At 69.3% G+C, this 25,425-nt stretch carries 22 protein-coding genes; 11 read left to right on the forward strand and 11 right to left on the reverse strand.

The genetic code is table 11. The features are described 5' to 3' along the window. Nucleotides 1-27 precede the first annotated feature (27 nt). Together CFB89_RS18255 and pdeR are read left to right on the forward strand one after the other, a co-directional pair. Entirely contained in the window at nucleotides 28-3,666 is a 3,639-nt protein-coding gene (locus CFB89_RS18255) for a hydantoinase B/oxoprolinase family protein (protein ID WP_089469068.1), read from the forward strand. 580 nt (nucleotides 3,667-4,246) lie between these two features. Continuing rightward, nucleotides 4,247-6,250 carry a cyclic di-GMP phosphodiesterase gene (pdeR, locus tag CFB89_RS18260; protein WP_089469069.1) on the forward strand — a complete coding sequence of 668 codons (2,004 nt, stop codon included), beginning with the start codon at nucleotides 4,247-4,249 and terminating at the stop codon, nucleotides 6,248-6,250. A gap of 49 nt (nucleotides 6,251-6,299) precedes the next feature. Here the strand turns inward: pdeR and CFB89_RS18265 are convergent, their stop codons facing one another. Continuing rightward, complete coding sequence (locus CFB89_RS18265) at nucleotides 6,300-7,163, reverse strand: crotonase/enoyl-CoA hydratase family protein (RefSeq protein WP_089469070.1); 864 nt, start codon at nucleotides 7,161-7,163, stop codon at nucleotides 6,300-6,302. A gap of 494 nt (nucleotides 7,164-7,657) precedes the next feature. Next, nucleotides 7,658-7,948, reverse strand: a complete 291-nt coding sequence (locus tag CFB89_RS35380) for a hypothetical protein (protein ID WP_256979724.1) — start codon at nucleotides 7,946-7,948, stop codon at nucleotides 7,658-7,660. On the opposite strand from CFB89_RS35380, the gene CFB89_RS18270 reads away from it, so the two are divergent. Continuing rightward, nucleotides 7,866-9,782, forward strand: a complete 1,917-nt coding sequence (locus CFB89_RS18270; protein ID WP_089469430.1) for a DUF3857 and transglutaminase domain-containing protein — start codon at nucleotides 7,866-7,868, stop codon at nucleotides 9,780-9,782. The genes CFB89_RS35380 and CFB89_RS18270 overlap by 83 nt on opposite strands. 35 nt (nucleotides 9,783-9,817) lie before the next feature. Continuing rightward, complete coding sequence (locus CFB89_RS18275) at nucleotides 9,818-10,015, forward strand: hypothetical protein (protein WP_089469071.1); 198 nt, start codon at nucleotides 9,818-9,820, stop codon at nucleotides 10,013-10,015. A gap of 31 nt (nucleotides 10,016-10,046) precedes the next feature. On the opposite strand, the gene CFB89_RS18280 is transcribed toward CFB89_RS18275, so the two are convergent. Further along, on the reverse strand, nucleotides 10,047-11,096 hold the full coding sequence (locus CFB89_RS18280; RefSeq protein ID WP_089469072.1) for an AraC family transcriptional regulator: 1,050 nt from the start codon (nucleotides 11,094-11,096) through the stop codon (nucleotides 10,047-10,049). A 70-nt stretch (nucleotides 11,097-11,166) separates the two neighbouring features. Between CFB89_RS18280 and CFB89_RS18285 the strand changes: the two genes are divergently transcribed. Beyond that, nucleotides 11,167-12,369, forward strand: a complete 1,203-nt coding sequence (locus tag CFB89_RS18285) for an MFS transporter (RefSeq protein ID WP_089469073.1) — start codon at nucleotides 11,167-11,169, stop codon at nucleotides 12,367-12,369. A gap of 51 nt (nucleotides 12,370-12,420) precedes the next feature. Here CFB89_RS18285 and CFB89_RS18290 read toward each other — a convergent pair whose 3' ends face one another. Continuing rightward, the gene (locus CFB89_RS18290; RefSeq protein ID WP_089469074.1) at nucleotides 12,421-13,293 is read right to left on the reverse strand and encodes an aldo/keto reductase family oxidoreductase; all 873 of its coding nucleotides are present in this window, start codon (nucleotides 13,291-13,293) and stop codon (nucleotides 12,421-12,423) included. Nucleotides 13,294-13,394: 101 nt separating this feature from the next. Here CFB89_RS18290 and CFB89_RS18295 point away from each other — a divergent pair, with 101 nt between their 5' ends. Continuing rightward, nucleotides 13,395-14,294 carry a LysR family transcriptional regulator gene (locus CFB89_RS18295; RefSeq protein WP_089469075.1) on the forward strand — a complete coding sequence of 300 codons (900 nt, stop codon included), beginning with the start codon at nucleotides 13,395-13,397 and terminating at the stop codon, nucleotides 14,292-14,294. Between the two features lie 188 nt (nucleotides 14,295-14,482). Here the strand turns inward: CFB89_RS18295 and CFB89_RS18300 are convergent, their stop codons facing one another. Together CFB89_RS18300 and CFB89_RS18305 are read right to left on the reverse strand one after the other, a co-directional pair. Then, nucleotides 14,483-15,244 (reverse strand): isocitrate lyase/phosphoenolpyruvate mutase family protein, encoded by a 762-nt coding sequence (locus CFB89_RS18300; protein ID WP_089469076.1) that lies wholly within the window; start codon nucleotides 15,242-15,244, stop codon nucleotides 14,483-14,485. Nucleotides 15,245-15,394: 150 nt separating this feature from the next. Next, on the reverse strand, nucleotides 15,395-15,862 hold the full coding sequence (locus CFB89_RS18305; protein WP_089469077.1) for a MarR family winged helix-turn-helix transcriptional regulator: 468 nt from the start codon (nucleotides 15,860-15,862) through the stop codon (nucleotides 15,395-15,397). An 81-nt stretch (nucleotides 15,863-15,943) separates the two neighbouring features. On the opposite strand from CFB89_RS18305, the gene CFB89_RS18310 reads away from it, so the two are divergent. After that, the gene (locus CFB89_RS18310; RefSeq protein ID WP_089469078.1) at nucleotides 15,944-16,312 is read left to right on the forward strand and encodes a YciI family protein; all 369 of its coding nucleotides are present in this window, start codon (nucleotides 15,944-15,946) and stop codon (nucleotides 16,310-16,312) included. Between the two features lie 95 nt (nucleotides 16,313-16,407). After that, nucleotides 16,408-17,025: a glutathione S-transferase family protein gene (locus CFB89_RS18315; RefSeq protein ID WP_089469079.1), complete on the forward strand. Its 618-nt coding sequence runs from the start codon at nucleotides 16,408-16,410 to the stop codon at nucleotides 17,023-17,025. Nucleotides 17,026-17,086: 61 nt separating this feature from the next. On the opposite strand, the gene CFB89_RS18320 is transcribed toward CFB89_RS18315, so the two are convergent. The 5 genes from CFB89_RS18320 to CFB89_RS18340 all read right to left on the reverse strand — a co-directional run bounded on the left by CFB89_RS18320 (nucleotide 17,087) and on the right by CFB89_RS18340 (nucleotide 22,156). Beyond that, nucleotides 17,087-17,809 (reverse strand): HAD family hydrolase, encoded by a 723-nt coding sequence (locus CFB89_RS18320; protein ID WP_089469080.1) that lies wholly within the window; start codon nucleotides 17,807-17,809, stop codon nucleotides 17,087-17,089. Nucleotides 17,810-17,833: 24 nt separating this feature from the next. Further along, entirely contained in the window at nucleotides 17,834-18,805 is a 972-nt protein-coding gene (locus CFB89_RS18325) for an ornithine cyclodeaminase family protein (RefSeq protein WP_089469081.1), read from the reverse strand. Between the two features lie 110 nt (nucleotides 18,806-18,915). Next, complete coding sequence (locus CFB89_RS18330; RefSeq protein WP_089469082.1) at nucleotides 18,916-20,046, reverse strand: DSD1 family PLP-dependent enzyme; 1,131 nt, start codon at nucleotides 20,044-20,046, stop codon at nucleotides 18,916-18,918. A gap of 101 nt (nucleotides 20,047-20,147) precedes the next feature. Further along, entirely contained in the window at nucleotides 20,148-21,107 is a 960-nt protein-coding gene (locus CFB89_RS18335; protein WP_089469083.1) for a LysR substrate-binding domain-containing protein, read from the reverse strand. Between the two features lie 134 nt (nucleotides 21,108-21,241). Then, nucleotides 21,242-22,156: an NAD(P)/FAD-dependent oxidoreductase gene (locus CFB89_RS18340; RefSeq protein WP_089469084.1), complete on the reverse strand. Its 915-nt coding sequence runs from the start codon at nucleotides 22,154-22,156 to the stop codon at nucleotides 21,242-21,244. A gap of 140 nt (nucleotides 22,157-22,296) precedes the next feature. On the opposite strand from CFB89_RS18340, the gene CFB89_RS18345 reads away from it, so the two are divergent. The 3 genes from CFB89_RS18345 to CFB89_RS18355 all read left to right on the forward strand — a co-directional run bounded on the left by CFB89_RS18345 (nucleotide 22,297) and on the right by CFB89_RS18355 (nucleotide 25,424). Beyond that, nucleotides 22,297-22,737 (forward strand): Rrf2 family transcriptional regulator, encoded by a 441-nt coding sequence (locus CFB89_RS18345; RefSeq protein WP_089469085.1) that lies wholly within the window; start codon nucleotides 22,297-22,299, stop codon nucleotides 22,735-22,737. A 261-nt stretch (nucleotides 22,738-22,998) separates the two neighbouring features. Continuing rightward, complete coding sequence (locus tag CFB89_RS18350; protein WP_089469086.1) at nucleotides 22,999-23,589, forward strand: DUF2760 domain-containing protein; 591 nt, start codon at nucleotides 22,999-23,001, stop codon at nucleotides 23,587-23,589. After that, a complete protein-coding gene (locus CFB89_RS18355) occupies nucleotides 23,586-25,424 on the forward strand; it encodes an Hsp70 family protein (protein WP_089469087.1) in 1,839 nt (612 codons plus the stop codon). The genes CFB89_RS18350 and CFB89_RS18355 overlap by 4 nt, the downstream gene beginning before the upstream one ends. Nucleotide 25,425: the final 1 nt, after the last annotated feature.

Raw genomic sequence — 25,425 nt, forward strand, 5'->3', positions numbered from 1 at the left:
CGAATCAACGACGCATCGACCGACATCATGACTGACCGACACCTTTCCTCCGTTCCCTCCGACGCCGCGCGCTGGCAATTCTGGATCGACCGCGGCGGCACGTTCACCGACATCGTCGCGCGGCGGCCCGACGGCACGCTCGTCACGCACAAGTTGCTGTCGGAGAACCCCGAGCAGTATCGCGACGCGGCCGTAGCCGGCATCCGCCACCTGCTCGGCCTCGCGGCAGGCGAGCCGATCACGCCCGCGCAGGTCGACATGGTGAAGATGGGCACGACGGTCGCGACCAACGCGCTGCTCGAACGCAAGGGCGAACGCACCGCGCTCGCGACCACGCGCGGCTTTCGCGACGTGCTGCGCATCGCTTACCAGAACCGGCCGCGCCTGTTCGATCTCGACATCGTGCTGCCCGACGCGCTGTACGAGACGGTCGTCGAGATCGACGAGCGCGTCGGCGCGCACGGCGACGTGGTCGTGCCGCTCGATGTTCAGGGTGCCGAAGCGTCGTTGCGCCGCGTGTTCGACAGCGGCGTGCGGGCGCTCGCGATCGTCCTGATCCACGGCTATCGCCATACCGCGCACGAACGCATGCTGGCGGCACTCGCGCGCCGCATCGGCTTCACGCAGGTGTCGGTGTCGCACGAGGTGTCGCCGCTGATGAAGATGGTGTCGCGCGGCGATACGACCGTGGTCGACGCGTACCTGTCGCCGATCCTGCGCCGCTATGTCGAGCAGGTCGCGCACGAGATGCCGGGCGTGAACCTGCAGTTCATGCAGAGCAGCGGCGGGCTCACGCGCGCCGATGCGTTCCAGGGCAAGGACGCAATCCTGTCGGGCCCGGCCGGCGGCATCGTCGGGATGGTGCGCGCGGCGCGCGCGGCCGGCTTCGAGCAAGTGATCGGCTTCGACATGGGCGGCACGTCGACCGACGTGTCGCACTACAACGGCGAATTCGAGCGCGTGTTCGAGACGCAGGTGGCCGGCGTGCGGATGCGCGCGCCGATGATGAGCATCCATACGGTCGCGGCCGGCGGCGGCTCGGTGCTCGGTTTCGACGGCGCGCGGCTGCGCGTCGGGCCCGAATCGGCCGGCGCGAACCCGGGGCCGGCCGCGTACCGGCGCGGCGGCCCGCTGACGGTGACCGACTGCAACGTGATGCTCGGCAAGATCCAGCCCGATCATTTCCCGCGCGTGTTCGGCCCGCATGCGGACCAGCCGCTCGACCGCGACGGTGTGGTCGCGAAGTTCGCGGCGCTCGCCGACGAAATCCACGCGGCGACGGGCCGGCGCGAGACGCCCGAGGCGCTCGCCGAAGGGTTCCTGGAGATCGCGATAGGCAGCATGGCGAACGCGATCAAGAAGATTTCCGTGCAGCGCGGCCACGACGTGTCGCGCTACGTGCTGACGACGTTCGGCGGCGCGGGCGGCCAGCACGCATGCGGCGTGGCCGATGCGCTCGGCATGACGCAAGTGTTCGCGCATCCGCTCGCGGGCGTGCTGTCCGCATACGGGATGGGCCTCGCCGACCAGACCGCGATGCGCGAGCGCGCGGTGGAAGCCGTGTTGTCCGACGAATCGCTGCCGGCGCTGAACGCGGCGCTCGACCGGCTGGCCGACGAAGCCATCGGCGCGCTGCTCGAACAGGGCGTGCCGCCGGAGCGCATCGCGACCGAGCGGCGCGTGCATCTGCGCTACCACGGCACCGATTCGGCGCTCGACGTGCCGGCCGGCTCGGTCGCGGCGATGCAGCAGGCGTTCGAAACCGCGTACCGGCAGCGCTACGCGTTCCTGATGCCCGGCACGCCGCTCGTCGCCGAGCTCGCGTCGGTCGAGGCGATCGGCCGCTCGGACGCGCCGGTCGACATCGCGCCGCTGGCGCCGCGCGAGGCGGGTGCGGCGGCGCAAGCGCGCACGGCCGTGCGCTTTTATTCCGGCGGCCAGTGGCACGACGCGGCGCTGGTCGTGCGCGACACGCTGCGCGCCGGCGACGCGATCGACGGCCCCGCGATCGTCGCGGAGAAGAACGGCACGACCGTCGTCGAGCCCGGCTGGCGCGCGGAGATGACCGCCCAGGGCAATCTCGTGCTGACGCGCACGACGCCGCTGCCCACGCGCCGCTCGCTCGGCACCGACGCCGATCCGGTGCGGCTCGAGATCTTCAACAACCTGTTCATGTCGATCGCCGAGCAGATGGGGCTGCGGCTGCAGAACACCGCGTACTCGGTGAACATCAAGGAGCGGCTCGACTTCTCGTGCGCGATCTTCGACGGCGACGGCAACCTGATCGCGAACGCGCCGCACATGCCCGTGCACCTCGGCTCGATGGGCGAGAGCATCCGCACGGTGATCGAGCGCAACCGCGGCCGCATGCGCGACGGCGACGTGTTCATGCTGAACGACCCGTACCACGGCGGCACGCACCTGCCGGACGTGACGGTCATCACGCCGGTGTTCGCGGACGGCGCCGACGCGCCGCTGTTCTACGTCGGCTCCCGCGGCCACCATGCGGATATCGGCGGCACGACGCCGGGCTCGATGCCGCCCGATTCGACCCATATCGACGAGGAAGGCGTGCTGATCGACAACTGGCAGCTCGTGTCGGCCGGCGTGCTGCGCGATGCCGAGACGCGCGCGCTGCTGGCATCCGGCCGCTATCCGGCGCGCAACGTCGAGCAGAACATGGCCGACCTGCGCGCGCAGGTCGCCGCGAACCAGAAGGGCGTCGACGAGCTGCGCCGGATGGTCGCGCAGTTCGGCCGCGACGTCGTGCTCGCGTTCATGACGCACGTGCAGGACAACGCCGAAGAAGCCGTGCGGCGCGTGATCGGCGCGCTGCAGGACGGCGCGTACCGCTACCCGCTCGACAATGGCGCGGAGATTCGCGTCGCGATCCGCGTCGATCGTGTTGCTCGCCGCGCGGAGATCGATTTCACCGGGACTTCCGCGCAGCTCGGCAACAACTTCAACGCGCCGAAGGCCGTCTGCATGGCCGCCGTGCTGTACGTGTTCCGCACGCTCGTCGGCGACGACATCCCGCTGAACGCCGGCTGCCTGAAGCCGCTGACCGTGATCGTGCCGGCCCGCTCGATGCTGAACCCCGAGTACCCGGCGGCCGTCGTGTCGGGCAACGTCGAGACGTCGTCGGCGATCACCAACGCGCTGTACGGCGCGCTCGGCTGCGTCGCGTCGAGCCAGGGAACGATGAACAACTTCACATTCGGTAACGATCAATACCAGTACTACGAGACGATCGCGGGCGGCAGCGGCGCGGGCGACGGCTTCGCGGGCGTCGCCGCGGTGCAGACGCACATGACGAACTCGCGGCTCACCGATCCCGAGGTGCTCGAATGGCGTTACCCGGTGCGGCTCGATTCGCACCGGATCCGCGCCGGCTCGGGCGGCGGCGGGCGCTGGCGCGGCGGCGACGGCGCGGTGCGGCGGATCCGTTTCCTCGAGCCGATGACCGCGTCGATCCTGTCGAACAACCGGATCCACGCGCCGTTCGGCGCGGCGGGCGGCGAAGCCGGCGCGCTCGGCCGCAACACGATCGAGCGGGCGGACGGCACGGTCGAGTCGCTCGACCACATCGGCCGCGCGCAGATGGCGCCGGGCGACGTGTTCGTCGTCGAAACGCCGGGCGGCGGCGGCTACGGCGCGGCAGGCTGAGTCGCGCCCCGGCGCGGACGCTCCGCGCCGGGGCGGGTGGCGCATATTGCAACGAACTGGGGAATAAAGACGCGCATTCACGCGCAAACGGAATCAAAAAGCAGCGGAAACGCGGCTCGCGGCAGCCGATTCGACCCTGCCGCCGCGGCCTCACCAAAGATCAGGCCCCATATCGATGGATCGGCCTCGCATGCCCGCCCGGCGGGCGCCGGGCGGCCACGCCGCCGTCGATGCGCACTGCACCTTGCGCGCATTCGCAATGCGGCTAATCATGAAAAGTCCGTCTTGCCAATCGAGTCCCGATTCCTTGACACAATTATCTAAATGTGAGTGCCAATCTTCATTGTCATTTGATAAGATGGCTCTCATTCGTAAGGCAGATCTCATCATTCGTAAGGCAGAACCTGCGCGCATCACGCGCGAACGCCGGTCGCATCAGCTGCAAACAAGGACGGGACGAGGCCGCTGTCATGGCAATCGCGGCTGCCCTGCCGGGTAGGCGCGCCGCGCGGCCCGGGAAGGCGGCGGGGTCACTCGCCTCCGTCTACACTGTGCGTTTTTTTTGGATCGGGGCGTGTCCATGGATGACGAAAACGATAGCGCGGTGCTCGAGGCGCACGTCGGTACGCGCAGCCCCTGCTGGCGTCTCGGCAGCGACAGCAATGCACTCGAACTGGCCGCGGTCCGCGGCCTGACCAACGTCGCGGTCGCGCTGACGGTCGAACAGGCTGCGCGCATCCGCGCGCTGACCGGCGTCACGTCGCACCTCGTGCTCGAAATCGTGCTGTTCGGGAGCCCGGTCAGCCTCCATCTCGTCGGCAGGAAGGTCAATACGGTCGACTGGGCCGGCACGGCGTCCGCCTATTCCGATACCGAGTCCGTCGCCGGCGATCTGTCGCACGGGCTCGCGTTCGCCGAGCAGGTCGTGTCGGAGGTGAATTCGCTCGTCGTGATCCTCGACCGCAACGGGATGGTGCAGCGCTTCAACCGCCTGTGCGAGGAAGTGACGGGCAAGCGCGAGGTCGACGTGATCGGCCGCAGCGCGTTCGAGCTGTTCATGAGCCCGGAGCAGGGTGCGCAGTCGCGCACCAACATCACGGGCTTCTTCGCGAGCAACCAGCCGTTCGCGGTCGAGCGCTACATCAACACGGTCAACGGGCCGCGCCTGTTCCAGTTCCGCAACAAGTTCGTGCAGAGCGGCAGCGGCGTCGAAGAGCAGTTCCTGATCTGCTCGGGCATCGACATCACCGAGGAGCGCAACGCGCAGCACCGGCTCACCGAGCTCGCGAACACCGACGTGCTCACCGGGTTGCCGAACCGCCACGCGATCAGCGAGCGCATCCACGCGGCGATCGCGCAGGAGGACGCCAATACGCACGGCCAGGTCGGCATCCTGTTCCTCGATCTCGACAACTTCAAGCGCGTCAACGATCACTACGGGCACATCACCGGCGACCGCCTGCTGCAGGACGTGTCGGCGATCATCAGCGGCTGCCTGCCGTCCGGCGCTACGCTCGCGCGGCTCGGCGGCGACGAATTCCTCGTGCTGTTCGAACACGGCACGCGCCCGCTGCTCGAGGCGACCGCGCAGATCATCCTCGAACGGCTGCGCACGCCGATCCATCTTGGGCTGATGGAGGTCTACACGAGCTGCTCGATCGGCATCGCGATGTATCCGCAGCACGGCGATTCGCTGGAGACGCTGATCCGCTGCGCCGACACCGCGATGTACGTCGCGAAGGAGGAAGGCAAGCATACGTATCGCGTGTTCTCGCTCGAGATGAACCAGAAGGTCGCGAAGTGCATGTGGCTCGACACGAACCTGCGCAAGGCGCTCGAGGAAGAGCAGTTCGTGCTGTACTACCAGCCGGTCGTCGACATCGCGACGGGCGACGTGCATGCCGTCGAGGCGCTGATCCGCTGGCAGTCGCCCGATCGCGGCCTCGTCGCGCCGATCGAGTTCATCCGTTTCGCGGAAGAGTCGGGGCTGATCGCGCCGCTCGGGCGCTGGGTGATGCGCACCGCGGCCGCGCAGGCCGCCGCGTGGAAGGCGAAGGGGCTCGGCATCCGGATCGCGGTGAACGTGTCCGCGCGGCAGTTGCAGGACATGAACATCGTCCACCAGTTCGCGTCGATTCTCGACGGCGCGGGGCTGAAGCCCGGCCTGCTCGACATCGAGCTGACCGAGAGCTGCTTCATCGAGGACGAGGAGGCGGCCATCGGGCTGATGCGGCAGTTCCGCCAGCTCGGCGCGGAGATCCATCTCGACGATTTCGGCACCGGCTATTCGTCGCTGTCGCAGTTGTCGCGTCTGCCGCTCGACGCGATCAAGCTCGATCGCACCTTCATCACGGCCATCGACCGCAATCCGCGTTCGCAGGCGCTGGTGCGCTCGGTCGTGTCGCTCGCGAAGGCGCTGAATTTCGCGGTGGTCGCCGAAGGCGTCGAAACGCATGCGGAAGCCGAATTCCTCAAGCAGCTCGACGTCGATCACGCGCAGGGCTACTACTACGCGCGGCCGATGCCGGCGCAGGCGTTCGAGGCGTGGCTCGCGGAGACGAGAAAGCTCAGGCTGATCGCCTGAGCGTCGTTCCGGAAAAAGGCGCCGCCGGCCATCGGCGGCGCCCGCCGCATTACACCGTGCGCAGCTTCGACACGCGCCGGTTCTGCAGCATCACCAGGCGTTCCATGTACGCGAGGTCCTTCGGCTCGATCGTGAACGCCGCATGCACCCACGCTTCCGTGATGTCCATCAGCTCCGAGCGCGACAGCTGGAACACGCGTTCGCGGGCGCGCAGCATCGCGCGGATGCCGTTCAGCTTCGGCTTCGCCACGTCGATGAAGGTGCGCGTCGTCAGATACGCATCACCGGCGTCGAACGTCTCGTCGATCAGCCCCTGATCTTCGTACCACTCGGCCGCATGCGTTTCGCCGGTCGCGATCAGCGATTCCGCGAGGCCGCGGTTCGCCTTGCGCGCGACGAGCGAATAGCCGCCCATGCCCGGGAACAGGTTGAACGCGATCTCGGGGAACCCGAGTTTCACGCCCTTCTGCGCGAGCACGTAGTGATGCGCGAGCGCGGCCTCGAAGCCGCCGCCGAGCGCGCTGCCCTCGACCATCGCGATCGAGATCGCGCCGGTGCCGAAGCCCGTGTAGATCTCGTACACGCCGTCGATGCACGAGCGCGCGTAGGCCATCAGTTGATCGCGCCGGCCGCTGCGGATCGCGTCGACGAAGAAGCTCAGGTCGCCGCCGACGTTGAACAGCTCGGGGACGAGCGAGCCCGTCACCCAGAAGTCGAACGTGAGGCCCGAGTCGCGTGCGACGCGCGCGAGATGGATGATGTCGGTGACGAGTTGTTGGTTGAAACACGGCCGCGGCTCCGATCGCAGCATCATCCACATGACATTACGGCCTTCTTCGTAGAAGGCGGTCAGTTGCGAGAGTTCGCCGGCTTCGTAAAACGGGCGGCATGCCGGATGAGATTGGAGTTGCATGGTATGTCCTCGTGAGTTGTGGTTTTTGACGCGCGCCGCGCCAGGCGCCATGCGGGAATCGGGTCGCCTGCATGGCGCCTGGCGCGAGGCATCGCCATTGTTGCCCGCGCACAAATGTCGAATTGCGGGGAAAAACGCACGACCGGGACGCCGGCGCGGATCGCGTTCGGGCGAAGCGACGGGGGGCGACGGACGGCGGAACGAGGTGCCGAGGTCGGCGGGTCGGAGGGGGCGGGCGCGGGGCGCGGCGGCGACGACGCGGCCGGCGTCGCCGGTCGCTGACGCGCCGAAAACGGCGTCCTGACGCCGATCAGTCGTTGCGGGTTCGGGCGACCGGCGTAGGGGCGGCTCGTCTCGCCGGGAGCGTGAGGGATCGCGCGGCGCGCATGGCCGCGCGGTGTCGATCGGTTCCGGATGCTGCCGCATCGAGATGCCGCGTCGTCGGCAAGGTGCCGAACCCGCTCACACCCAGCCACGCGAGCGCAGTCACGCGGTCAACCGATGTCGAAAGCGCCGTCGATCGGCACGATGTCTCCTCCCTGATCGCGCGGCTTGACGCTCGCCGGCACGTCGCCCACACTGGCTCGCACGACGGCCCGCGTGCGGGTGGCGCGGGCGGCCGTCATGCACGCGTCACGCGGGACGACTTCCGCACGGCGCGCGGCGCCGACGTCCGGCAACGAACGCGCGGAGAACTTCGACGTGGTGCGTTTTCCTTCCCGATGGACCGCCTGCCTGTTCGCGTGCGCCGTGGCGTTCGGCGCGGGTACGGCCGTGGCCGACACGGGCGACGCGGACCCTTTGCATGACATGCCCGACGCGGCGGATGCCGCGCCCGTCACGCTCGTCAGCGACGTCCACGAATTCGTGATCCAGCACGACGGTTCGCTCGACGAGCACGACGATTCGACGCTGCGCGCGAACGACGCGAACGGCATCGACGCGGTCGCGCAGCGCTACGTGTGGTTCGACAAGAATCTCGAGAAGGTCGAGCTGCTCGCGGCCGAGACGATCGACCGCGACGGCGTCGCGCATCCGGTCGGCGCGGACGCCATCCGCGACGTGCAGGAGCCGCGCTCGGCCGGCGCGCCGACGTTCCAGGACGGGCTGCTGCGCACCGTCGTGTTCCCCGGCGTCGAGGCCGGGTCGAGCACCCGCGTCGCGTTCCGCAAGACCCGCACGAAGCCGGTCAATCGCGGCTACTTCGGCTACACCGTTGAGCCGTCGCGCGAGCCGGTCGACAGCCAGCGGCTGATCTTCGACCTGCCGGCCGACATGCCGCTGTATGCGGATGCGCGCGGCTACGTCGCGCTGCCGCCCGTCACGGCGAACGGCCGCACGCGCTACGAATTCGACTACCGGCATGGCGCATACGATCGCATCGAGCGCGGCGCGGTCGGCTACCCGACCTACGGCGACCGGCTCGTCGTGTCGACGCTGCCCGACTACGCGGCGTTCGCCGCGCGCTACCGCAACGCCGCCGTCGACCCGAGCGCGAACGATCCGGCGGTCGTGCAACTGGCGCGCGCGCTCACGGCGAATGCCGCCGATCCGCGCGACAAGGCGCGCATCCTGTACGACTGGGTGCAGGCAAACGTGCGCTACGTCGGGCTGTTTCTCGGCGAAACGGCCGCCGCGCCGCATCGCGTGACCGACATCCTGCGCAACCGCTACGGCGACTGCAAGGATCACGTCGCGCTGTTCGGCGCATTGCTCGCGGCGGTCGGCATTCGGAGCGAGCCGGTGCTGATCAATCTCGGCGCGGTGTACACGCTGCCGTCGGTGCCCGGCTACGGCGGCGGCGCGATCAATCATGCGATCACGTGGCTGCCCGATCTCGCGCTCTACGCGGATACGACGACGGCCGGCATCGCGTTCGGCTACCTGCCGCCGATCGTGATGGATCGCCCGGCGCTGCTCGTCGATACGGGCATGCTGTCGCGCACGCCGGCCACGCAGCCGCGCGCCCGCACCGCGCGGATCGCGATCGATGCCGCGCAGCCGGGCGCCGCGCGTGTTCAGGCGTATGTGCGGGACGACGGCTGGACCGCCGAACTCGAACGCAGCCTGTTTCGCCGCGCGCCGCGCGACCGCATTGCGCAACTGGCGAACGAGCGCCTGCGGCAAAGCGGCCTGCGCGGCCGCGCGCAACTGTCGACCAGCGACCGGCGCGTGACCGACGGGCCGTTCGACGTGACCGTGACCGGCACGCTCGATCATGTCGTGTGGCCGGACGGCACGACCGCGTTGCCGGCGCTGTCGAGCCTGACCGGCGGTATCGCGACGCAGGTCGAGACGTGGCTGGCCGAGCCCGTCCGCACGCAGCCGTGGGGCTGCATCGGCGGCACGTTCGACGAGACAGGCCAGATCGCGCTGCCGGCGGGCGTGGTCCTGACCGATCTGCCGACCGATGCGGCCGTGCACGACCGCTTCGTCGATTTCACGTCCCATTACGTGTTCGATGCGGCCGCACGCGTCGTGCAGGTCACGCGGCGGATGAACGCGGATTTCGGCCGTCAGGTGTGCACGCCGGACGAGTTCGCGGCGCTGCGCGCGTCGCTCGAGCGCATCGAGCGCGACACGCAGGCGCAGATCGTCGTGCGGGCGAAACAGCGTTGAGCGGCGCGGGCACGGTATTCGCTCCGAACCGGCGAGTGAGCGCCATTGCCGACGCGCAGGAGGACATCATGACGGAACGGGATCACGAGATCGCCGAACTCTCGAAGGAATTGCTGGGCAGGATCGTGCAAGGCACGGTCGCGGCCGGTGCGGCAGTCGATGTGGAGCAGTGCGCGGCGCTCGCCGTGCAGTGCGCGACGGCGCTCGTCGACAGGCTCGACGCGTTGAAGTGATGCAGGGCGGCGCGGCGGCGCGCGTCGGGCGTTACGCTCCGGCGGGCACGTCGCCGTCCGCGCGCACGGCGCCCGGCGGCTTGCCGACCACGCGCTTGAACGCGCGGCTGAACGCGGCGAGCGAACCGTAGCCGAGCCGGTACGCGACCGCTTCGATCGTCTCGCCCTCGCGCGCGATCCACTGCGCGGCGAGCCGCATCCGCAGCTCGGTCAGGTAGCGCACGGGCGTCATCCCGGTCGCCGCGAGGAAGCGCTCGGCGAACACAGAGCGCGACACGCCCGCTTCGGTCGCGAGCTCCGCGACGCTCCAGTTGCGGCCCGGGTCGCGATGCAGCGCGACGATCGCGCGGCCGAGCTTCGGCTCGCGCAGCGCCTGCACCCAGCCGGTCGCGTCGCCGCATCCGCACTCGACCCAGCCGCGCACGATGAACGCGGCGACCACGTCCGCGAGCCGCGCGAGGATGCCCGCGAAGCCCGCGCGCGCCGTGCACGCTTCGCGCTCCATCGCGTCGAGCATCGGGCGGATTTCCGGATAGCGGGCAAGCAGCGTGCCCACGTGCATGAACGCGGGCATCGTGCCGACCAGCGGCTGCATGCTGCCGAGGTCGAGTTCCATGCACGCGCTGAAGATCAGCGCATCGCCGGCGCCCGGCTCCGTCGTCGCGCAGGTCGCGGGCGACACGCCGGCCGACGCCACCGACGCGACCGTATCGCAGATCTTCGCGATCTCGAAGCCGTTGATCTCGCGGCACGGCACGTCCGGATCGGACACCAGCGCGTGCATGCCGCCGTGCGGCAACAGGATCGCGTCGCCGGCCTCGAGCCGCATCGTCTCGCCCGACGCATCGCGCAGCAGCACCGGCCCGCGCACGACGAAATGGAACTGCGCGCGGCCCGGCGCATGGCCGAAATTCAGCCCGAACGGCCGCGCGACCTGGATGCGGCGGTACTGGACGCCGCTCAGGCGCATCCCCAGCAGCAACTCGCTGACGAGGTCGTGCGCGTCGGGAATCGGGGGCAGAAGGGGATCGGGCATAGCGAGATACGGACGTTCGATCAACAAGAACGGATTGTATGTCATAGACCGTCCTGCCGCTGTTCCTTACGATACGCCCTCGTCAGTACTTTCCCTAACCGACACGGAACCCCGCATGAATCCCGGAATCTCCTCGGCCGCCTCGACGGCGGCCCCCCGCGAACCGGCCTGGGGCGCGGTATTCGCGATGACGCTCGGCGTGTTCGGGCTCGTCACGGCCGAATTCCTGCCGGCGAGCCTGCTCACGCCGATGGCCGACAGCCTCGGCGTGACCGAAGGCGTGGCCGGACAGGCCGTCACGGCCACGGCCACGGTCGCGCTCGTCACGAGCCTGCTGATCTCGGCGCTCACGCGCACGATCGACCGGCGGCGCGTGCTGCTCGTGTTCTCGGTGCTGCTCGTCGTATCGAACCTCGCCGTCGCGTTCGCGCCGAACTTGGGCGTGCTGCTGTTCGGCCGCGTCGTGCTCGGCATCGCGCTCGGCGGCTTCTGGACGATGGCGACCGCCACCGCGATGCGGCTCGTACCGACGGCGATGGTGCCGCGCGCGCTGTCGATCATCTTCAGCGGCGTGGCGGTCGCGACGGTCGCATCCGCGCCGATGGGTAGCTACTTCGGTCACCTGATCGGCTGGCGCAACGTGTTCCTGATCGCGGCCGTGCTCGGCGGCATCGCGTTCGTGTCGCAGATCCTCACGCTGCCGTCGATGCCGCCGAGCGGCACCACGCGGCTGCGCACGCTGATCGACGTGCTGCGCCGGCCGACCGTCGGCCTCGGGATGTTCGCGACGATCCTCGTGTTCACCGGGCATTTCGCGTTCTTCACGTATCTGCGGCCGTTCCTCGAACAGGTGGCGGGCGTCGGCGTGAACGGGCTGTCCGCGATCCTGCTCGGCTACGGCATCGCGAACTTCGTCGGCACGTCGCTCGCGGGCCGCGTGCTCGAACACCGGCTGCGGCCGATGCTGATCGGCATGCCGGCGTTGATGGTCGTGCTCGGCATCGCGCTGGTCGTGCTCGGCCGCGCGCCGATGATCGACGCGGTGCTGGTCGCGTTGTGGGGGATGGCGTTCGGCGGCGTGCCGGTCGCGTGGTCGACGTGGGTCACGCGCACCGTGCCCGACGAGGCCGAGAGCGCGGGCGGGTTGATCGTCGCGGCGATCCAGCTTGCGATCGCGACGGGCGCGGCCGCCGGCGGCGTCGTGTTCGACGCGAACGGCGCGGCGGGCGTGTTCGTCGGCGCGGCGATCGTGCTGGCGGTGGCGGTCGCGACGATCGTGACCGGCGTGCCGAAGCGGGTCGGCGTGGTCGCGTCCTGACCGGCCCGGCGGCCCGCGCGCTGCACGGGCTGCCGGGCGACCGTCCTTGCGTCAGGCGCCGCTGGCGATGCGGTCGAGTTCCGCGAGCGCGTCGGCCGGCAGATCGAGATCGGCCGCCGCGAGATTCTCGCGCAGATGCGCGACCGACGACGTGCCCGGAATCAGCAGGAGATTCGGCGCGCGACGCAGCAGCCACGCAAGCGCGACCTGCATCGGCGTCGCGCCGATCCGGGCCGCGACGCCGGACAGCGTCGACGACTGCAGCGGCGAGAAGCCGCCGAGCGGAAAGTACGGCACGTACGCGATGCCGTCGCGGGTCAGCGCGTCGATCAGCGCATCGTCGCCGCGATGCGCGATGTTGTAGTGGTTCTGCACGCAGACGATGTCGCAGATCCGCCGGCCTTGCGCGACCTGCGCCGACGTGACGTTGCTCAGGCCGATGTGCCGGACGAGCCCGCGCCGCTGCAGCTCGGCGAGCGTGGTCAGCGGCGCTTCGATCGATCCTTCGGCCGGCCCGTGCGTGTCGAACATGATGCGCAGGTTGACGACGTCGAGCACGTCGAGCCCCAGGTTGCGCAGGTTGTCGTGCACGGCCCGTTCGAGTTCGTCGGGCGCGAAGGCGGGCAGCCACGATGCGTCGTCGCCGCGTCGCGCGCCGATCTTGGTGACGATCACGAGATCGTCGCGATACGGATGCAACGCGTCGCGAATCAACTGGTTCGCGACGTGCGGGCCGTAGAAGTCGCTGGTGTCGAGATGATCGACGCCGGATTCGACGGCTTCGCGCAATACGGTCAATGCGGCCTCGCGATCTTTCGGCGGGCCGAATACACCGGGGCCCGCAAGCTGCATCGCGCCGTAGCCGATCCGTTTGACGTGGCGATCGCCCAGCTTGAAGGTGGCGGTGTGGCGAATGTCGGGCATGACCGTGCTCCTGTGGAAGAGATGAATGCGTTCAGCATAAGGACGCGTCGGCTGCACGATAAGTAGGCATAATTCGCACGGGTTGTACGAAAAGGCGAACAATGCAAACCGATCTGGGCGATCTGAACGCGTTCATGGCCGTCGCACGCGCGAGCGGCTTCCGCGACGCCGCTCGCATGACGGGCCTCAGTGCGTCAGGGTTGAGCGAGGCCGTGCGCCGGCTGGAAGCGCGGCTCGGCGTACGGCTGCTGCACCGCACGACGCGCAGCGTCGTGCCCACCGAAGCCGGCGAGCGCCTGCTCGCGCGTCTCGGGCCCGCCCTGACCGAAGTGGCGGCGGCGCTCGACGGTATCGATGAATTCCGCGGCCGACCGGCCGGCACGCTGAAGCTCAACGTGCCGGTCAGCGCATCGCGGCTCGTGTTGCCGGCGATCGTGCCGCGCTTTCTCGATGTGTATCCGGACATCCGGCTGGAGGTGACGGCCGACGAAAGTTTCGTCGACGTGCTGGCGGCCGGATGCGACGCGGGCATCCGCTACGACGAACGGCTCGAACAGGACATGATCGCGGTGCCGATCGGCCCGCGCATCCAGCGGTTCGCGACCGCGGCGGCACCCGGCTATCTCGACCGGCATGGCCGGCCGCAACATCCGCGCGACCTGTTCGGCCATCGGTGCCTGCGCGGGCGTTTCGCAAGCGGCGCGATGCCGCCGTGGGAGTTCGAGCGCGACGGCGAGGTCGTGCGGGTCGAGCCGCCGGCCGGGCCGCTGCTGGTCCAGATCGGCGGGGCGACGGAGCTGATGGTCGATGCGGCGATCGCCGGGACGGGCATCCTGCATCTGTTCGAGGACTGGGTGCGTCCGCATTTCGACAGCGGCGTGCTCGAACCCGTGCTCGAACCATGGTGGCGGCCGTTCTCGGGGCCTTTTCTGTATTACCCGGGGCGGCGTCTCGTGCCGCCGGCGCTACGCGCGTTCATCGATTTCATCAAGGCATCCTGAGCATAGGCCGGCGCGCCGTGGCGTGCGCGTCGAGCAGGGGCCGCGCGCCGTCGTTGCTGATGCAGCAGACCTGTGCGCGCTGCACGCGCCGCGGCAGCGCGCGAGCACCGACGCGCAGGAGCCGGCGCCGATTACACGGAATGCCGTCGTGTGATGTGCGGCAGGGCGCGCACGCCGCCGCGAATCCGTTACCCGCCTTGCTTGACCAGCGCCGCCAGCGCTTTCATCGCCTGCAGATACGGATACGGCCCGTGGCTGATGCGTGCCACGCCGTAATCGGCGAGTTCCGCGATCGTCGGTGTGTCCGACACGCGCATCACGTTCACCGGCAGCGGCGACGCGGCCGTCAGTGCGCGAATCAGCGCCGGTGCGCGCAGGCCCGGCACGAACAGGCCGTCGGCGCCGGCCGCCGCATACGCGCGGGCCCGCGCCAGCGTCGCGTCGAGCAAGCGTTCGTCGTGCGTATCGGCTGCGGCCGTGAAGAACACGTCGGTGCGCGCGTTGATGAAGTAGTCGGCGCCCGCGCGATCGGCCGCCTGCCGGGCTGCCGCGAGGCGGGCCGCCGCTTCGTCGACGTCGCGCAGTGCGCCCGTGGCCGGAAAACTGTCTTCGAGATTGCAGCCGATCGCGCCGGCCTGGATGCTGAGCGCGATCGTTTCGGCGACGTCCTCCGGCCGCTCGCCGTAGCCGCTTTCGAGATCGACGGTGACGGGCAAGTCCGTCGCGCGCACGATCCGCTCCAGCACGTCCATCATGAAGGTGCGCGGCATCTGCTCGCCGTCGGCGAAGCCGTTGGCCGCCGCGACCGACCAACTGCCGGTGGCCAGTGCGACGGCGCCCGCGTCGGCAGCCGTACGCGCACTGCCGGCATCCCAGACGTTGAACAGCGCCAGCGGTTGGCCCGCGCGGTGAAGCGACCGGAAAATCGCGCCTTTCTCGTTGTTGCCCATGCTCGTCTCCTGATGGGGGGATACCGGACCGGTTGTCGTGCCGAGCGATATTGCCACCGAATCGGGCGGCGCGACCGGCTTGCGCAATGTCTGCTGACAGCGCGTGACAGGAAGTGCGTGCGACCGCCGCGGCGCGATCCGCGCGGCGCTTCAGTCGCGTGAGCCCGGTTCGATCGACAGCGTGCGCAACTGGCCGCGCAACTGGTCGACTTCGCCCGGCGCGAACGGTCGCTCGATCTCGGCGTGCGCCTGCTGCCACAGCGGGAACGCTTCGGCCAGCAGGTCGTGCCCGTCCGGCGTCAGCGAGAGCAGGCGGCTGCGTCCGTCGTCGGGATCCTGGACGATCGTGACGAGGCCACGCCGCTCGAGCGGCTTGAGTGCGGCCGTGAGCGTGGTGCGGTCCATCGCGAGCAGCGACGCGACCGATTTCATCGGCGCCGGTTGCGGCCGGTTCAACGACATCAGCAGCGAAAACTGGCCGTTGGTGAGGTCGAGCGGGCGCAGCACCTCGTCGAAGATGCGCGCGAGATTGCGGGCCGCGCGCTGCATGTGCAGGCACAGGCAGCAATCGCGCACCATCAGCGTCGTCTCGAAGGGAAGCTTTTCTTTTCGTGCCATGTTGCAATTGTGTTGATATCAACCTATCTTGTCAACGTCGAGGCGCGGCAACCTGCCGCGTCCGTCATCGGAGGAGAAGGCATGAGTGCGCAACAACAGTTGTATCTCGCCGTATTTCTCGGGAGCCAGGATAGCCCGGCGATGAAGGCATGGCTCGCGCTGCCGGAGGACGAGCGGCGCACGCGTGAGCGCGACGGCATCGCCGCATGGCATGCGTGGGTCGACCGGCATCGCGACGCGATCGTCGAGCTGGGCGGGCCGCTCGGCAAGACCAAGGCCATCGATGCAGGCGGCATCCGCGACACGACCAATGCGTTGACCGGCTTTACCGTCGTGCGGGCGGCGTCGCACGACGCGGCCGCCGCGCTGTTCGACGGGCATCCGCATTTCACGCTGTTCCCGGGCGAGTCGGTCGACGTGATGCCGGTGCTCGCGATTCCCGGCGCGTGAGCGGCACGTGATGCCCTGCGACGCGCGTCGCTTCGTTCGATGCGCAGTGGCCCGGCATGCAGACATTTTCCCGACATTCTGGATGGAGACTGGCGATGAAGCTTTACGGATTTGCCGGCACGCGCTCGCAGCGCGCGCTGTGGGGGCTGAAGGAACTGGATGCGGATTTCGAATTCGTGTCGGTTAACCTGCTCGAGGGCGAGCACAAGCGGAGCGAATTCCTGCGCCTCAATCCGGCCGGCAAGGTGCCCGTGCTGGTGGACGGCGACCTCGTGATTCCCGAATCGGCCGCGATCGTGCTGTATCTCGCGGACAAGTACCCGGAGAAGGCGCTGCTGCCCGTCGATCCGGCGTTGCGGGCGGAGGCCTATCGGTGGGTCATGTTCGCGGTGACGGAGCTCGAGCAGCCGCTGTGGCGAATCACGCGGCACACGTTCCTCTATCCGCCGGAGAAGCGCTCGCCGGCCGATATCGAACTGGCGCGCGAGGATTTCACGACGATGGCCGCGATTCTCGACAAGCATCTGGAAGGGCGCGAGTTCATCGTCGGCGATACGCTGACGGTGGCCGATTGCGTGACGGCCTACCTGATCGACTGGGCGAGCGAATGCCACCTGATCGAACCGTTCCCGCAGCTGCGCGCGTATCTCGAACGGCTGTATGCGCGGCCGAAGGCGCCGCAGCGGATCGCGGAGGCGAGGAAGGCGGCGTGAAAGTGAAACGGGGAGCGGGGCCATGCGCGGCGCGGCGTAACGCGCCGCGCCCCGCCTACGATCACGAAACCGTATCGGGCCCGCCCAGCGCACGACACAGCATCGCCAGATCGCGCAACCTGAGATGCGGCGTTACCGCATGCGGCGGCGCCGGCTCTTCTTCCGCCGAAGGCTCGCGCACGACCCACGCGGCCTGAAGCCCCGCATTCACCGCGCCGACGATATCGAGGTGGAAGTCGTCGCCGACGTGCAGCAGTTCGGCCGGCCGCACGCCGAGTGCGTCCGCCGCCGCATGGAAGATCTCGGGTTCGGGCTTGGCGAAGCCGAATGCCCGCGCGCTGAGCGTCGTGCGGAAGAATTCGCCGCCGCCAGTGAGCCGAAGATCGGCGTTGCCGTTGGTGACCGCGATCAACGGAAAGCGTGCGCTCAACCACGCCAGCGCCGGCAGCGCGTCTTCGTAGAATTCGACGCGGTTACGCGCCGCGTAGAAGACGTCGTAGGCGCGCTCGGTCAGCGAGACATCTTCGTTCGCGCGTTCCAGCGCCAGCCGGATCGACCCGATTCGCATCGCGCGAAAGTCGCTGGCGAGATCCGGGCACAACCGTTCGTATTCCTCACGCAGCGCAGCGAGTGCCCGTTGCGTGGGCAGCACGCGCTCGGTATTCGGCGCGTGCTCGATCAACCATGCGCGAAGCGTCGCCTCGGCCCGTACGACGGATGGCCCGAACGGCCACAGGGTGTCGTCGAGGTCGAACGAGACGGCGGAAACTTGGGCGACACGCATGGCGGTTGAAAGCGGGAAGTCGTTTTACCAGGGCCACGGAACGGAGGTTCCGGTGCCGTTGTCGAGCGCGTGTCGATACAGCAAGCGCGCGACGGTCAGGTCCTGCAGCGCGAGCCCCGTCATGTCGAAGACGGTGATCTCGTGCGCGGCACGGTCGACCGATGCCGCACCCGCGAGGATGTCACCGATTTCCGTGCGCGGCAAATCCGGCGCCCACTGGCACTCGCCGATGCTGCGCGCCTGATCGTGATCGTCGACGACGATGCGCGCGCGCTCCAGCACGCCGGCCGGAAGTTCGCGCTTGCCCGCGGTATCGGCGCCCACGCAGGTCAGGTGGGTGCCCGGCTGAACCGCATCCGCGTCGAACAACGCGCCGCCGCCGGGCGTGGCGGTGATCACCACGTCGCTATGGGCGACCGCATCGTTTCGGTCGTGCGCCACGCCGATCGCGCATCGAGCGACGAAGTGCGCTTCGAACGCCGGGTCCGGCTCGCCGCTGACGGTCACGTATTGCACCGTGCATCGCTGCGGCAGCAGCGCGAGCGCGTAGTCGAGCTGCACGCGCGCCTGCACGCCGGTGCCGAACACGCAGAGCCGCGTGCTGTCGCGACGCGCGAGCTGTTGCAGCCCGAGGCCGCCCGCGGCGCCGGTTCGCGCGGTGGTGATCGCGTTGCCGTCCATGATGCAGAGCGGCCTGCCCGTCGCCGGATCGAACAACGCGACGGTGGCCTGATGCGGCTCGCCGCCGCGCGCGCGGTTGCCGGGCCAAAACCCGGCGGCCTTGAAGCCGAGCAGGTCCTGGCCGGCGACGTCGCCCGACTTGATGCCGAACACGCCGCCGGTATGGAGCTTCTCGCGCACGACCGGGAATACGCGTCCGGCCCTTTGACTGTGCAGCACGAAGGCTTCGCGCACGGCCGCCATCACTTGCTCGGCCTGCAGGGCGGGCTCGACGGCATCGCGGTCGAGGAGAAGAAGGCGGGCGTCGGTCGGCATGGTCGGGGTGCCTTTGCGGTACGGGGCGAATCGAGGATGTTTAAATTTTGTCCAAATATGGACAAATAGTCAATGTGTGTGGCGGACGCGGGAAGGAAGGCGGCTAGCGCTTACCACCCGTAGAAGCGCGGCCACGTTTGCGCGGCGCCGTCATCGCCGACGGCCTGATATTCGGGATGTTGCGCGCCGGTCGCGCACGCATGATTCGGCAGGATGCGCAGCCGCGTGCCGATCGGAAACCGTTGCGCGATGCCCGTATCCGGCGTACCGGTTCGCGACACGATCCCGTGTTCCTGGTTGGCGCCGCTCAGCAGGTAGCCGCCGAGCACGTCGCCGTCTTCGGTGCAGACCTGCCCGTAGCCGAAATCGTGTGCCTGGCGCTGCGTGCCGCGGTCGCGGCTCATCGCCATCCAGCCCGCGTCGACGATCGCCCAGCCTTTCTCTTCCTGATGGCCGATGACGGTGGTCAGCACCGACAGCGCGATGTCGGACGGCGCGCACACGCCGATGTTGTGCATCACGAGGTCGAACATCACGTACACGCCGGCGCGCACTTCGGTCACGCCGTCGAGTCGTTGCGCCGCCAGCGCGGTGGGCGTCGACCCGATGCTCACGACCGGGCACGGCAGGCCGGCTGCCCGCAGGCGTTCCGCGGCCCGCACGGTGCGGCTGCGCTCCTGCTCGGCGATCGCGACCAGCGCCTCGTGCGTGTCGTATTCGTAGCTGGAACCCGCGTGAGCCAGCACGCCGCCGAGCAGCATGCCGCCGTCGGTCAGCGCGCGGCCGACGTCGATCAGCAGGTCGGCCTCGGGCGGGATGCCCGAGCGGTGGCCGTCGACGTCGACTTCGATCCACACGTCGAAACGTTCGCCGTGCTCGCGCCCGAAGGCGGCGATCGCGTGGGCGGCCGGCAGGCTGTCGGCGACGATCTTCAGGTCGCAGCCTTGCCGCCGCAGCGCGAGCGCCTGACCGAGCTTGGCGGGCACCATGCCGACCGCGTAGACGATGTCGCGGATGCCGTCCGCGAAGAACTGCTCGGCTTCCTTGAGCGTCGATACCGTGATGCCCTGCGCGCCGGCCGCGATCTGCGCGTCGACGACCTGCCGGCATTTGGTGGTCTTGACGTGCGGCCGGAACCGCACGCCGAGCGCGTCCAGATGCGTCTGCATGCGCGCGATGTTGCGCTGCATGCGGCCGACATCGATCAATGCGGCCGGGGTGTTGAGGGTGCGAAGGTCCACGATGCGTCCGATTGCGGGGTTGCCGATGCGGACACTGTAGGGCGGTTGGCTCGCGTCGTGTTTAATGCGGGGCTAATCTGCCATTAAATTCAATTTAAGGCTCACGCCTTGCCGCGCCACGGCGGCGGATCGAGAAACTGCCGCGCGGCGTCGAGAAAAATCCGCTGCCGCGCGGAGCGGCCGGTACGCGACGGCAGCAGCGCCGTTACCGGCGCGGGCGGCAGGCGCCAGCCGGGCAGCAGCCGCACGAGCTTGCCGTTCGCGAGCAGCGGCGCGACGTCCCACTCGGAGCGTTCGACGATGCCGAGCCCGGCCAGCGCCCATTCGGTGATGACGGTGCCGTCGTTGGACGACAGCGCGCCGGTCACGCGGATGACGGTCGCCCGCCGCGATTCGCCCTCGACGCCGCTCGCGGGCGAGAAGCGCCAGCGCGGGATGTCCTCGTCGTTCTCCCGCAGGCACAGGCAGTCGTAGCGGGTCAGGTCGGACGGATGATTCAGGTCCTTGAGGCGGCGCGCGTACCCGGGGCTCGCGCACAGGAAGCGCTCGTTGGGCGCGAGCGGATAGCCGATCCACGAAGACGACTTGAGGCTGCCGACATGGACGACCACGTCGGCGCCCGATGCGCTGGTCAACGGGCTTTCCGACAGGTGGAGCGAGATTTCGAGCTTCGGATGCGCGCGCTGCACGTCGCGCACGATCCGCGCGACGTACTTGCGGCCGAAGCCGAGCGGGGCGACGACGCGCAGCGTGCCCTGCACGTCGCCGTGGTCGCCCGCGATGCTGACCGGCAGCGCCTCCATGCGCTCGAGAATGCCGACGGCCTCCTGGTACAGCCGCTGCCCTTCGTCGGTCAGCGAAATCCCTTTCGGCTGCCGCACGGCGAGCCTCGCGTTCAGGCGCGCCTCCATCCGCTGCAGGCGGATCGTGACCGCGGGCGGCGTGAGGTCGAGCAGCCGGGCCGCCGCGGCCAGGGAGCGCGACGTGCCGATCGCGCGGACGAGTCGAAGGTCGTCGAGGTCGAGCATTTCATGGCTCTTAATGCGGAGGGTGTCGAGCATTAAACCGCAGATCGCGCGGGGAAGCTATCGACGTGGCGTGGAGCGGCTGCGATGAGGATGGCCGGAACGCGGCCGCCGCTTTCGCCCGATACATCGAATTTCCCGATCGACCGTGACGCCCGCTGTACGCCCGCCTACGCATCCAATCCGAAAATCAGCGACCGATGTGCGCCCACGCCGGCCGCCACGCCCGAGGCCGATGCGAACGTCGCGTTGGTCATCAGGCTCGACGCATCGCCGGCCGCATACACGCCGGCGACGCTCGTCTGCTTCCACGTATCGACGCGAATCGCGGTGCCGAGCGGTCCCTCGTCGAACGCGCAGCCGAGCTGCTGCGCGAGGTCGCTCGCCATGGCGGTGCGCGCGCCGACGAACAACGCATCGATCGGCACGACCTGCCCGTCGGCGAGCCGCAGCGCGTCGATACGCGGCGCGTCGCCGAGGATCTCGACGACCGGCGCGCGCTCGATGCGCACGCCGCGCGCGGCCAGCAACGCGGCTTCCTCTTCGTTCGCTTCGACCACGCCCTGCGTGAACCACGTCGTCGGGCCCCAATCCGGAATCAGGATCGCCTGATGGACCGACAGCGGATGCGTGGCGAGCACGCCGAGCCGCTGGCCGCTCACTTCATACCCATGGCAGTACGGGCAGTGCAGCACGCTGACGCCCCAGCGTTCGGCGAGCCCCGGCAGCGCGGGCAGTTCGTCGCGGATGCCGGTCGCGAGAATCAGCCGGTCGGCGCTCGCGCGGCTGCCGTCGGCGAGTGTCACGTGAAAGCGCCCGTCCGTGTCGCGCTCGGCCGTGCGCGCCTCGCCTTCGACGCGCTGCACGGTCGGATACGCGGCAAGCTGCGCGCTCGCTTCGGCGACGATCCGCGCGGGCGGCTTGCCGTCCTGCCCGAAGAAGCCGTGCGCGTGTTCGGCAAAGCGGTTGCGCGGCCGGCCGGCGTCGATCACGAGCACGCGGCGGCGTGCGCGTGCCAGCTGCATCGCGGCCGACAGCCCGGCAAAGCTGCCGCCGATCACGATCACTTCATGATGGGTATCCATACATCCACTCCTTTCTGAACCTGCGTGATGGACAGACATGCTTCGCTGGCGGCCAACTCATGAAACACGAGAGGTTGCATGATAGGGCGGTGATATCATTCATGCAACTTCAGAAGTTTCGAGAAAGGGGAGTCCCACCCGTGAGAACCGACAGCCGTTTGTCGCGCATGCTGCATGCGCTGATCCACATGGACCAGGCCGACGGCCCGCTGACGTCGGAGATGATCGCGACGATGCTGGGCACGAATCCGGTCGTCGTGCGGCGCCTGCTCGGCGGCTTGCGCGATGGCGGCTACGTGCAGTCGGAGAAGGGGCACGGCGGCGGCTGGGCGCTGAGCGTCGCGCTCGACGCCATCACGCTGCTCGACGTCTATCGCGCGGTGGGCGAGCCGCCGCTGTTTTCCGACCTGGTGTCCGAGGACGCGCCCGAATGCCTGGTCGAACAGGCGGTCAACGCGCATCTGTCGGCGGCGCTGAAGGACGCCGAAGCAGCGCTGCTCGCGCGCTTCGGCGAAGTCACGCTCGGCATGCTGTCGCAGGATTTCGAAGCGAAGGCGGCGCGGCTGCGCAAGCCGCGCTGACGCAGCGCAGCACGCCCGTCGTACGCGCATGACGCACGCTTCGGCGCGCCCCGGCGCGATCGAAACCGTCGCGCCGCGATGTTCTGTCCCCCAACTTCTGCCCGGTTCGCCCGCCACAGGGCAAAATACGGGTTTTCCGCACCCGCGAGGGCGCGTTCGAATCACGCGCCGGGCGGCGCCAGTGCGCAGGCCGCGCGCCGCCGCCGGGCGCCCAGGCAAGAAACGCTCGCCCCGCCGCGAGCCCACAGGAGTCCAGACCCCATGCCCGAATCCAACCTGTCCTTTTTCGGCCGGCTGTCGCTGGCCGTCGGCACGTTCTTCTCCGTGCTCGGCAATCGCGAATTCGCCGCCGAAGTGCTGCGCGTGCGCGATGGCGCCCCGGCCCCGGCCCCGGTCGCGCCGGCCCCGACGCCGGCTGCCGCGCCCGTCGCACCCGCGCCGGTGAAGGCGCCGGCCCCGGAGCTGCGCGAAGCGAGCCCGCAGGCCGCCCTGCAACTGCTCGGCCTGCTGCAACGCGATGCGCGTTTCATCGATTTCGTCGAGGAAGACATCGCCGGCTACGCGGACGCCGACATCGGCGCGGCCGCGCGCCTCGTGCACGACGGCTGCCGTGCCGCGCTGCGCGAACACTTCACGATCGTGCCGGTGCGCGACGAAGCCGAAGGCAGCCGCGTGACGCTGCCGGCCGGCTTCGACGCGACGGCCGTGCGCGTGACCGGCAACGTGGTCGGCTCCGCGCCGTTCACCGGCACCGTCAGCCATCGCGGCTGGCGTGTTTCCGACGTGCGCCTGCCGAAGCTGACGGGCAGCCACGACGCATCGGTCGTCGCACCGGCGGAGGTGGAACTGTGAGCGATCCGCGCTATTCGATCGGTATCGACCTCGGGACGACCCACTGCGCGCTGTCGTACGTCGACAGCAGCACGAGCGACGGCGAAAAGATCGTGCAGCAGGTGCTGCCGATCGCGCAGCTCACCGCACCGGGCGCGCTGGAATCGCGTGACCTGCTGCCGTCGTTCCTCTACCTGCCGCATGAAAGCGAGCTGACGCAGGGCGACCTGACGCTGCCGTGGACGGCCTCGCGCGCGTTCGCGGTCGGCGAGATGGCGCGCACGCGCGGCGCCGGCACGCCGATCCGCCTCGTGTCGAGCGCGAAAAGCTGGCTGTGCCATCCGGGCGTCGATCGCCGCGCGGCGATCCTGCCGAGCGATGCGCCGCCGGAAGTCGCGCGCGTGTCGCCGCTGGAAAGCTCGATCCGCTATCTGACGCACCTGCGCGAAGCGTGGGACCACGCGCACCCGGATGCGCCGTTCGCCGACCAGGACGTGACGGTCACGATTCCCGCGTCGTTCGATCCGGCCGCGCGCGAGCTGACGGCCGAGGCCGCACGCGCCGCCGGCTACTCGCGGATGACGCTGCTCGAAGAGCCGCAAGCGGCGCTCTACAGCTGGATCCAGAAGAGCGAAGGCGGCTGGCGCAAGCAGGTGCAGGTCGGCGACCTGATCCTGTGCGTCGACGTCGGCGGCGGCACGACCGACCTGTCGTTGATCGCGGTGGTCGAGCGCGACGGCAATCTCGAACTGCATCGCGTGGCGGTGGGCGAGCACATCCTGCTCGGCGGCGACAACATGGACCTCGCGCTCGCGCACGTGGTCGCACGCAAGCTCGCACAGCAGGGCACGCAGGCCGATCCGTGGCAACTGCGCGCACTGACCTACGCGTGCCGTTCGGCGAAGGAAACGCTGCTGTCCGACCCGACGACCGACGCGGTGCCGCTCGTCGTGCCGAGCCGCGGCTCGAAGCTGATCGGCGGCTCGATTCGCACGGAGCTGACGCGCGCGGAACTGACGCAGACGATCCTCGAAGGCTTCTTCCCGCAGGTCGATGCGGCCGCGCGCCCGGTGAGCCGCGCGCGTGTCGGCCTGACGCAGCTCGGCCTGCCGTATGCGCAGGATGCCGGCATCACGCGCCATCTCGCGGCGTTCCTCGGCCGCCAGGTCGCGGCGCTCGACACGCTCGAAGGCGTGCAGCGCACGCTGCCGCAAGGCGCGACGTTCCTGCATCCGACCGCCGTGCTGTTCAACGGCGGCGTGTTCAAGTCGACGCTGCTCACGCAGCGCGTGCTCGACACGCTCAACGGCTGGCTCGCCGCCGAAGGCGCGCCGCCCGCGCGCCTGCTCGAAGGCGCGGATCTCGATCTCGCGGTCGCGCGCGGCGCGGCGTACTACGGCTACGTGAAGCGCGGCCGCGGCGTGCGCATTCGCGGCGGCACGGCGCGCGCGTACTACGTCGCGATCGAATCGGCGATGCCCGCGGTGCCGGGGCTGGAGCCGCCGGTGCAGGCGCTGTGCGTCGCGCCGTTCGGGATGGAGGAAGGTTCGGACGCGGCGCTGCCGCCGCAGGAGTTCGGTCTGGTCGTCGGCGAACCGGTGCAGTTCCGCTTCTTCGGGTCGTCGGTGCGTCGTCAGGACCAGGTCGGCACGCTGCTCGACTACTGGTCGGCGGAAGAGCTGCAGGAGCTGGAGGAAATCCAGGCGACGCTGCCCGCCGAAGGGCGCACCGTCGGCGAAGTCGTGCCGGTGAAGCTGCATGCGCGCGTGACCGAAGCCGGCACGCTCGAACTCGAGGCGATCCCGAGCGGCACGAACGAGCGCTGGAAGGTCGAGTTCGACGTGCGCGGCGCCTGAG

It is taken from the genome of Burkholderia sp. AU16741 (assembly GCF_002223345.1).
In the GTDB taxonomy this organism is placed as follows: domain Bacteria; phylum Pseudomonadota; class Gammaproteobacteria; order Burkholderiales; family Burkholderiaceae; genus Burkholderia; species Burkholderia sola.

What these genes read in the sequence shown, in the direction of transcription:
- CFB89_RS18255 (WP_089469068.1), top strand. Translation starts at nt 28, where the DNA reads ATGACTGACCGACACCTTTCCTCCGTTCCCTCCGACGCCGCGCGCTGG.
- pdeR (WP_089469069.1), top strand. Translation starts at nt 4,247, where the DNA reads ATGGATGACGAAAACGATAGCGCGGTGCTCGAGGCGCACGTCGGTACG.
- CFB89_RS18265 (WP_089469070.1), bottom strand. Translation starts at nt 7,163, where the DNA reads ATGCAACTCCAATCTCATCCGGCATGCCGCCCGTTTTACGAAGCCGGC.
- CFB89_RS18280 (WP_089469072.1), bottom strand. Translation starts at nt 11,096, where the DNA reads ATGACATACAATCCGTTCTTGTTGATCGAACGTCCGTATCTCGCTATG.
- CFB89_RS18285 (WP_089469073.1), top strand. Translation starts at nt 11,167, where the DNA reads ATGAATCCCGGAATCTCCTCGGCCGCCTCGACGGCGGCCCCCCGCGAA.
- CFB89_RS18290 (WP_089469074.1), bottom strand. Translation starts at nt 13,293, where the DNA reads ATGCCCGACATTCGCCACACCGCCACCTTCAAGCTGGGCGATCGCCAC.
- CFB89_RS18295 (WP_089469075.1), top strand. Translation starts at nt 13,395, where the DNA reads ATGCAAACCGATCTGGGCGATCTGAACGCGTTCATGGCCGTCGCACGC.
- CFB89_RS18300 (WP_089469076.1), bottom strand. Translation starts at nt 15,244, where the DNA reads ATGGGCAACAACGAGAAAGGCGCGATTTTCCGGTCGCTTCACCGCGCG.
- CFB89_RS18305 (WP_089469077.1), bottom strand. Translation starts at nt 15,862, where the DNA reads ATGGCACGAAAAGAAAAGCTTCCCTTCGAGACGACGCTGATGGTGCGC.
- CFB89_RS18310 (WP_089469078.1), top strand. Translation starts at nt 15,944, where the DNA reads ATGAGTGCGCAACAACAGTTGTATCTCGCCGTATTTCTCGGGAGCCAG.
- CFB89_RS18315 (WP_089469079.1), top strand. Translation starts at nt 16,408, where the DNA reads ATGAAGCTTTACGGATTTGCCGGCACGCGCTCGCAGCGCGCGCTGTGG.
- CFB89_RS18320 (WP_089469080.1), bottom strand. Translation starts at nt 17,809, where the DNA reads ATGCGTGTCGCCCAAGTTTCCGCCGTCTCGTTCGACCTCGACGACACC.
- CFB89_RS18325 (WP_089469081.1), bottom strand. Translation starts at nt 18,805, where the DNA reads ATGCCGACCGACGCCCGCCTTCTTCTCCTCGACCGCGATGCCGTCGAG.
- CFB89_RS18335 (WP_089469083.1), bottom strand. Translation starts at nt 21,107, where the DNA reads ATGCTCGACACCCTCCGCATTAAGAGCCATGAAATGCTCGACCTCGAC.
- CFB89_RS18340 (WP_089469084.1), bottom strand. Translation starts at nt 22,156, where the DNA reads ATGGATACCCATCATGAAGTGATCGTGATCGGCGGCAGCTTTGCCGGG.
- CFB89_RS18350 (WP_089469086.1), top strand. Translation starts at nt 22,999, where the DNA reads ATGCCCGAATCCAACCTGTCCTTTTTCGGCCGGCTGTCGCTGGCCGTC.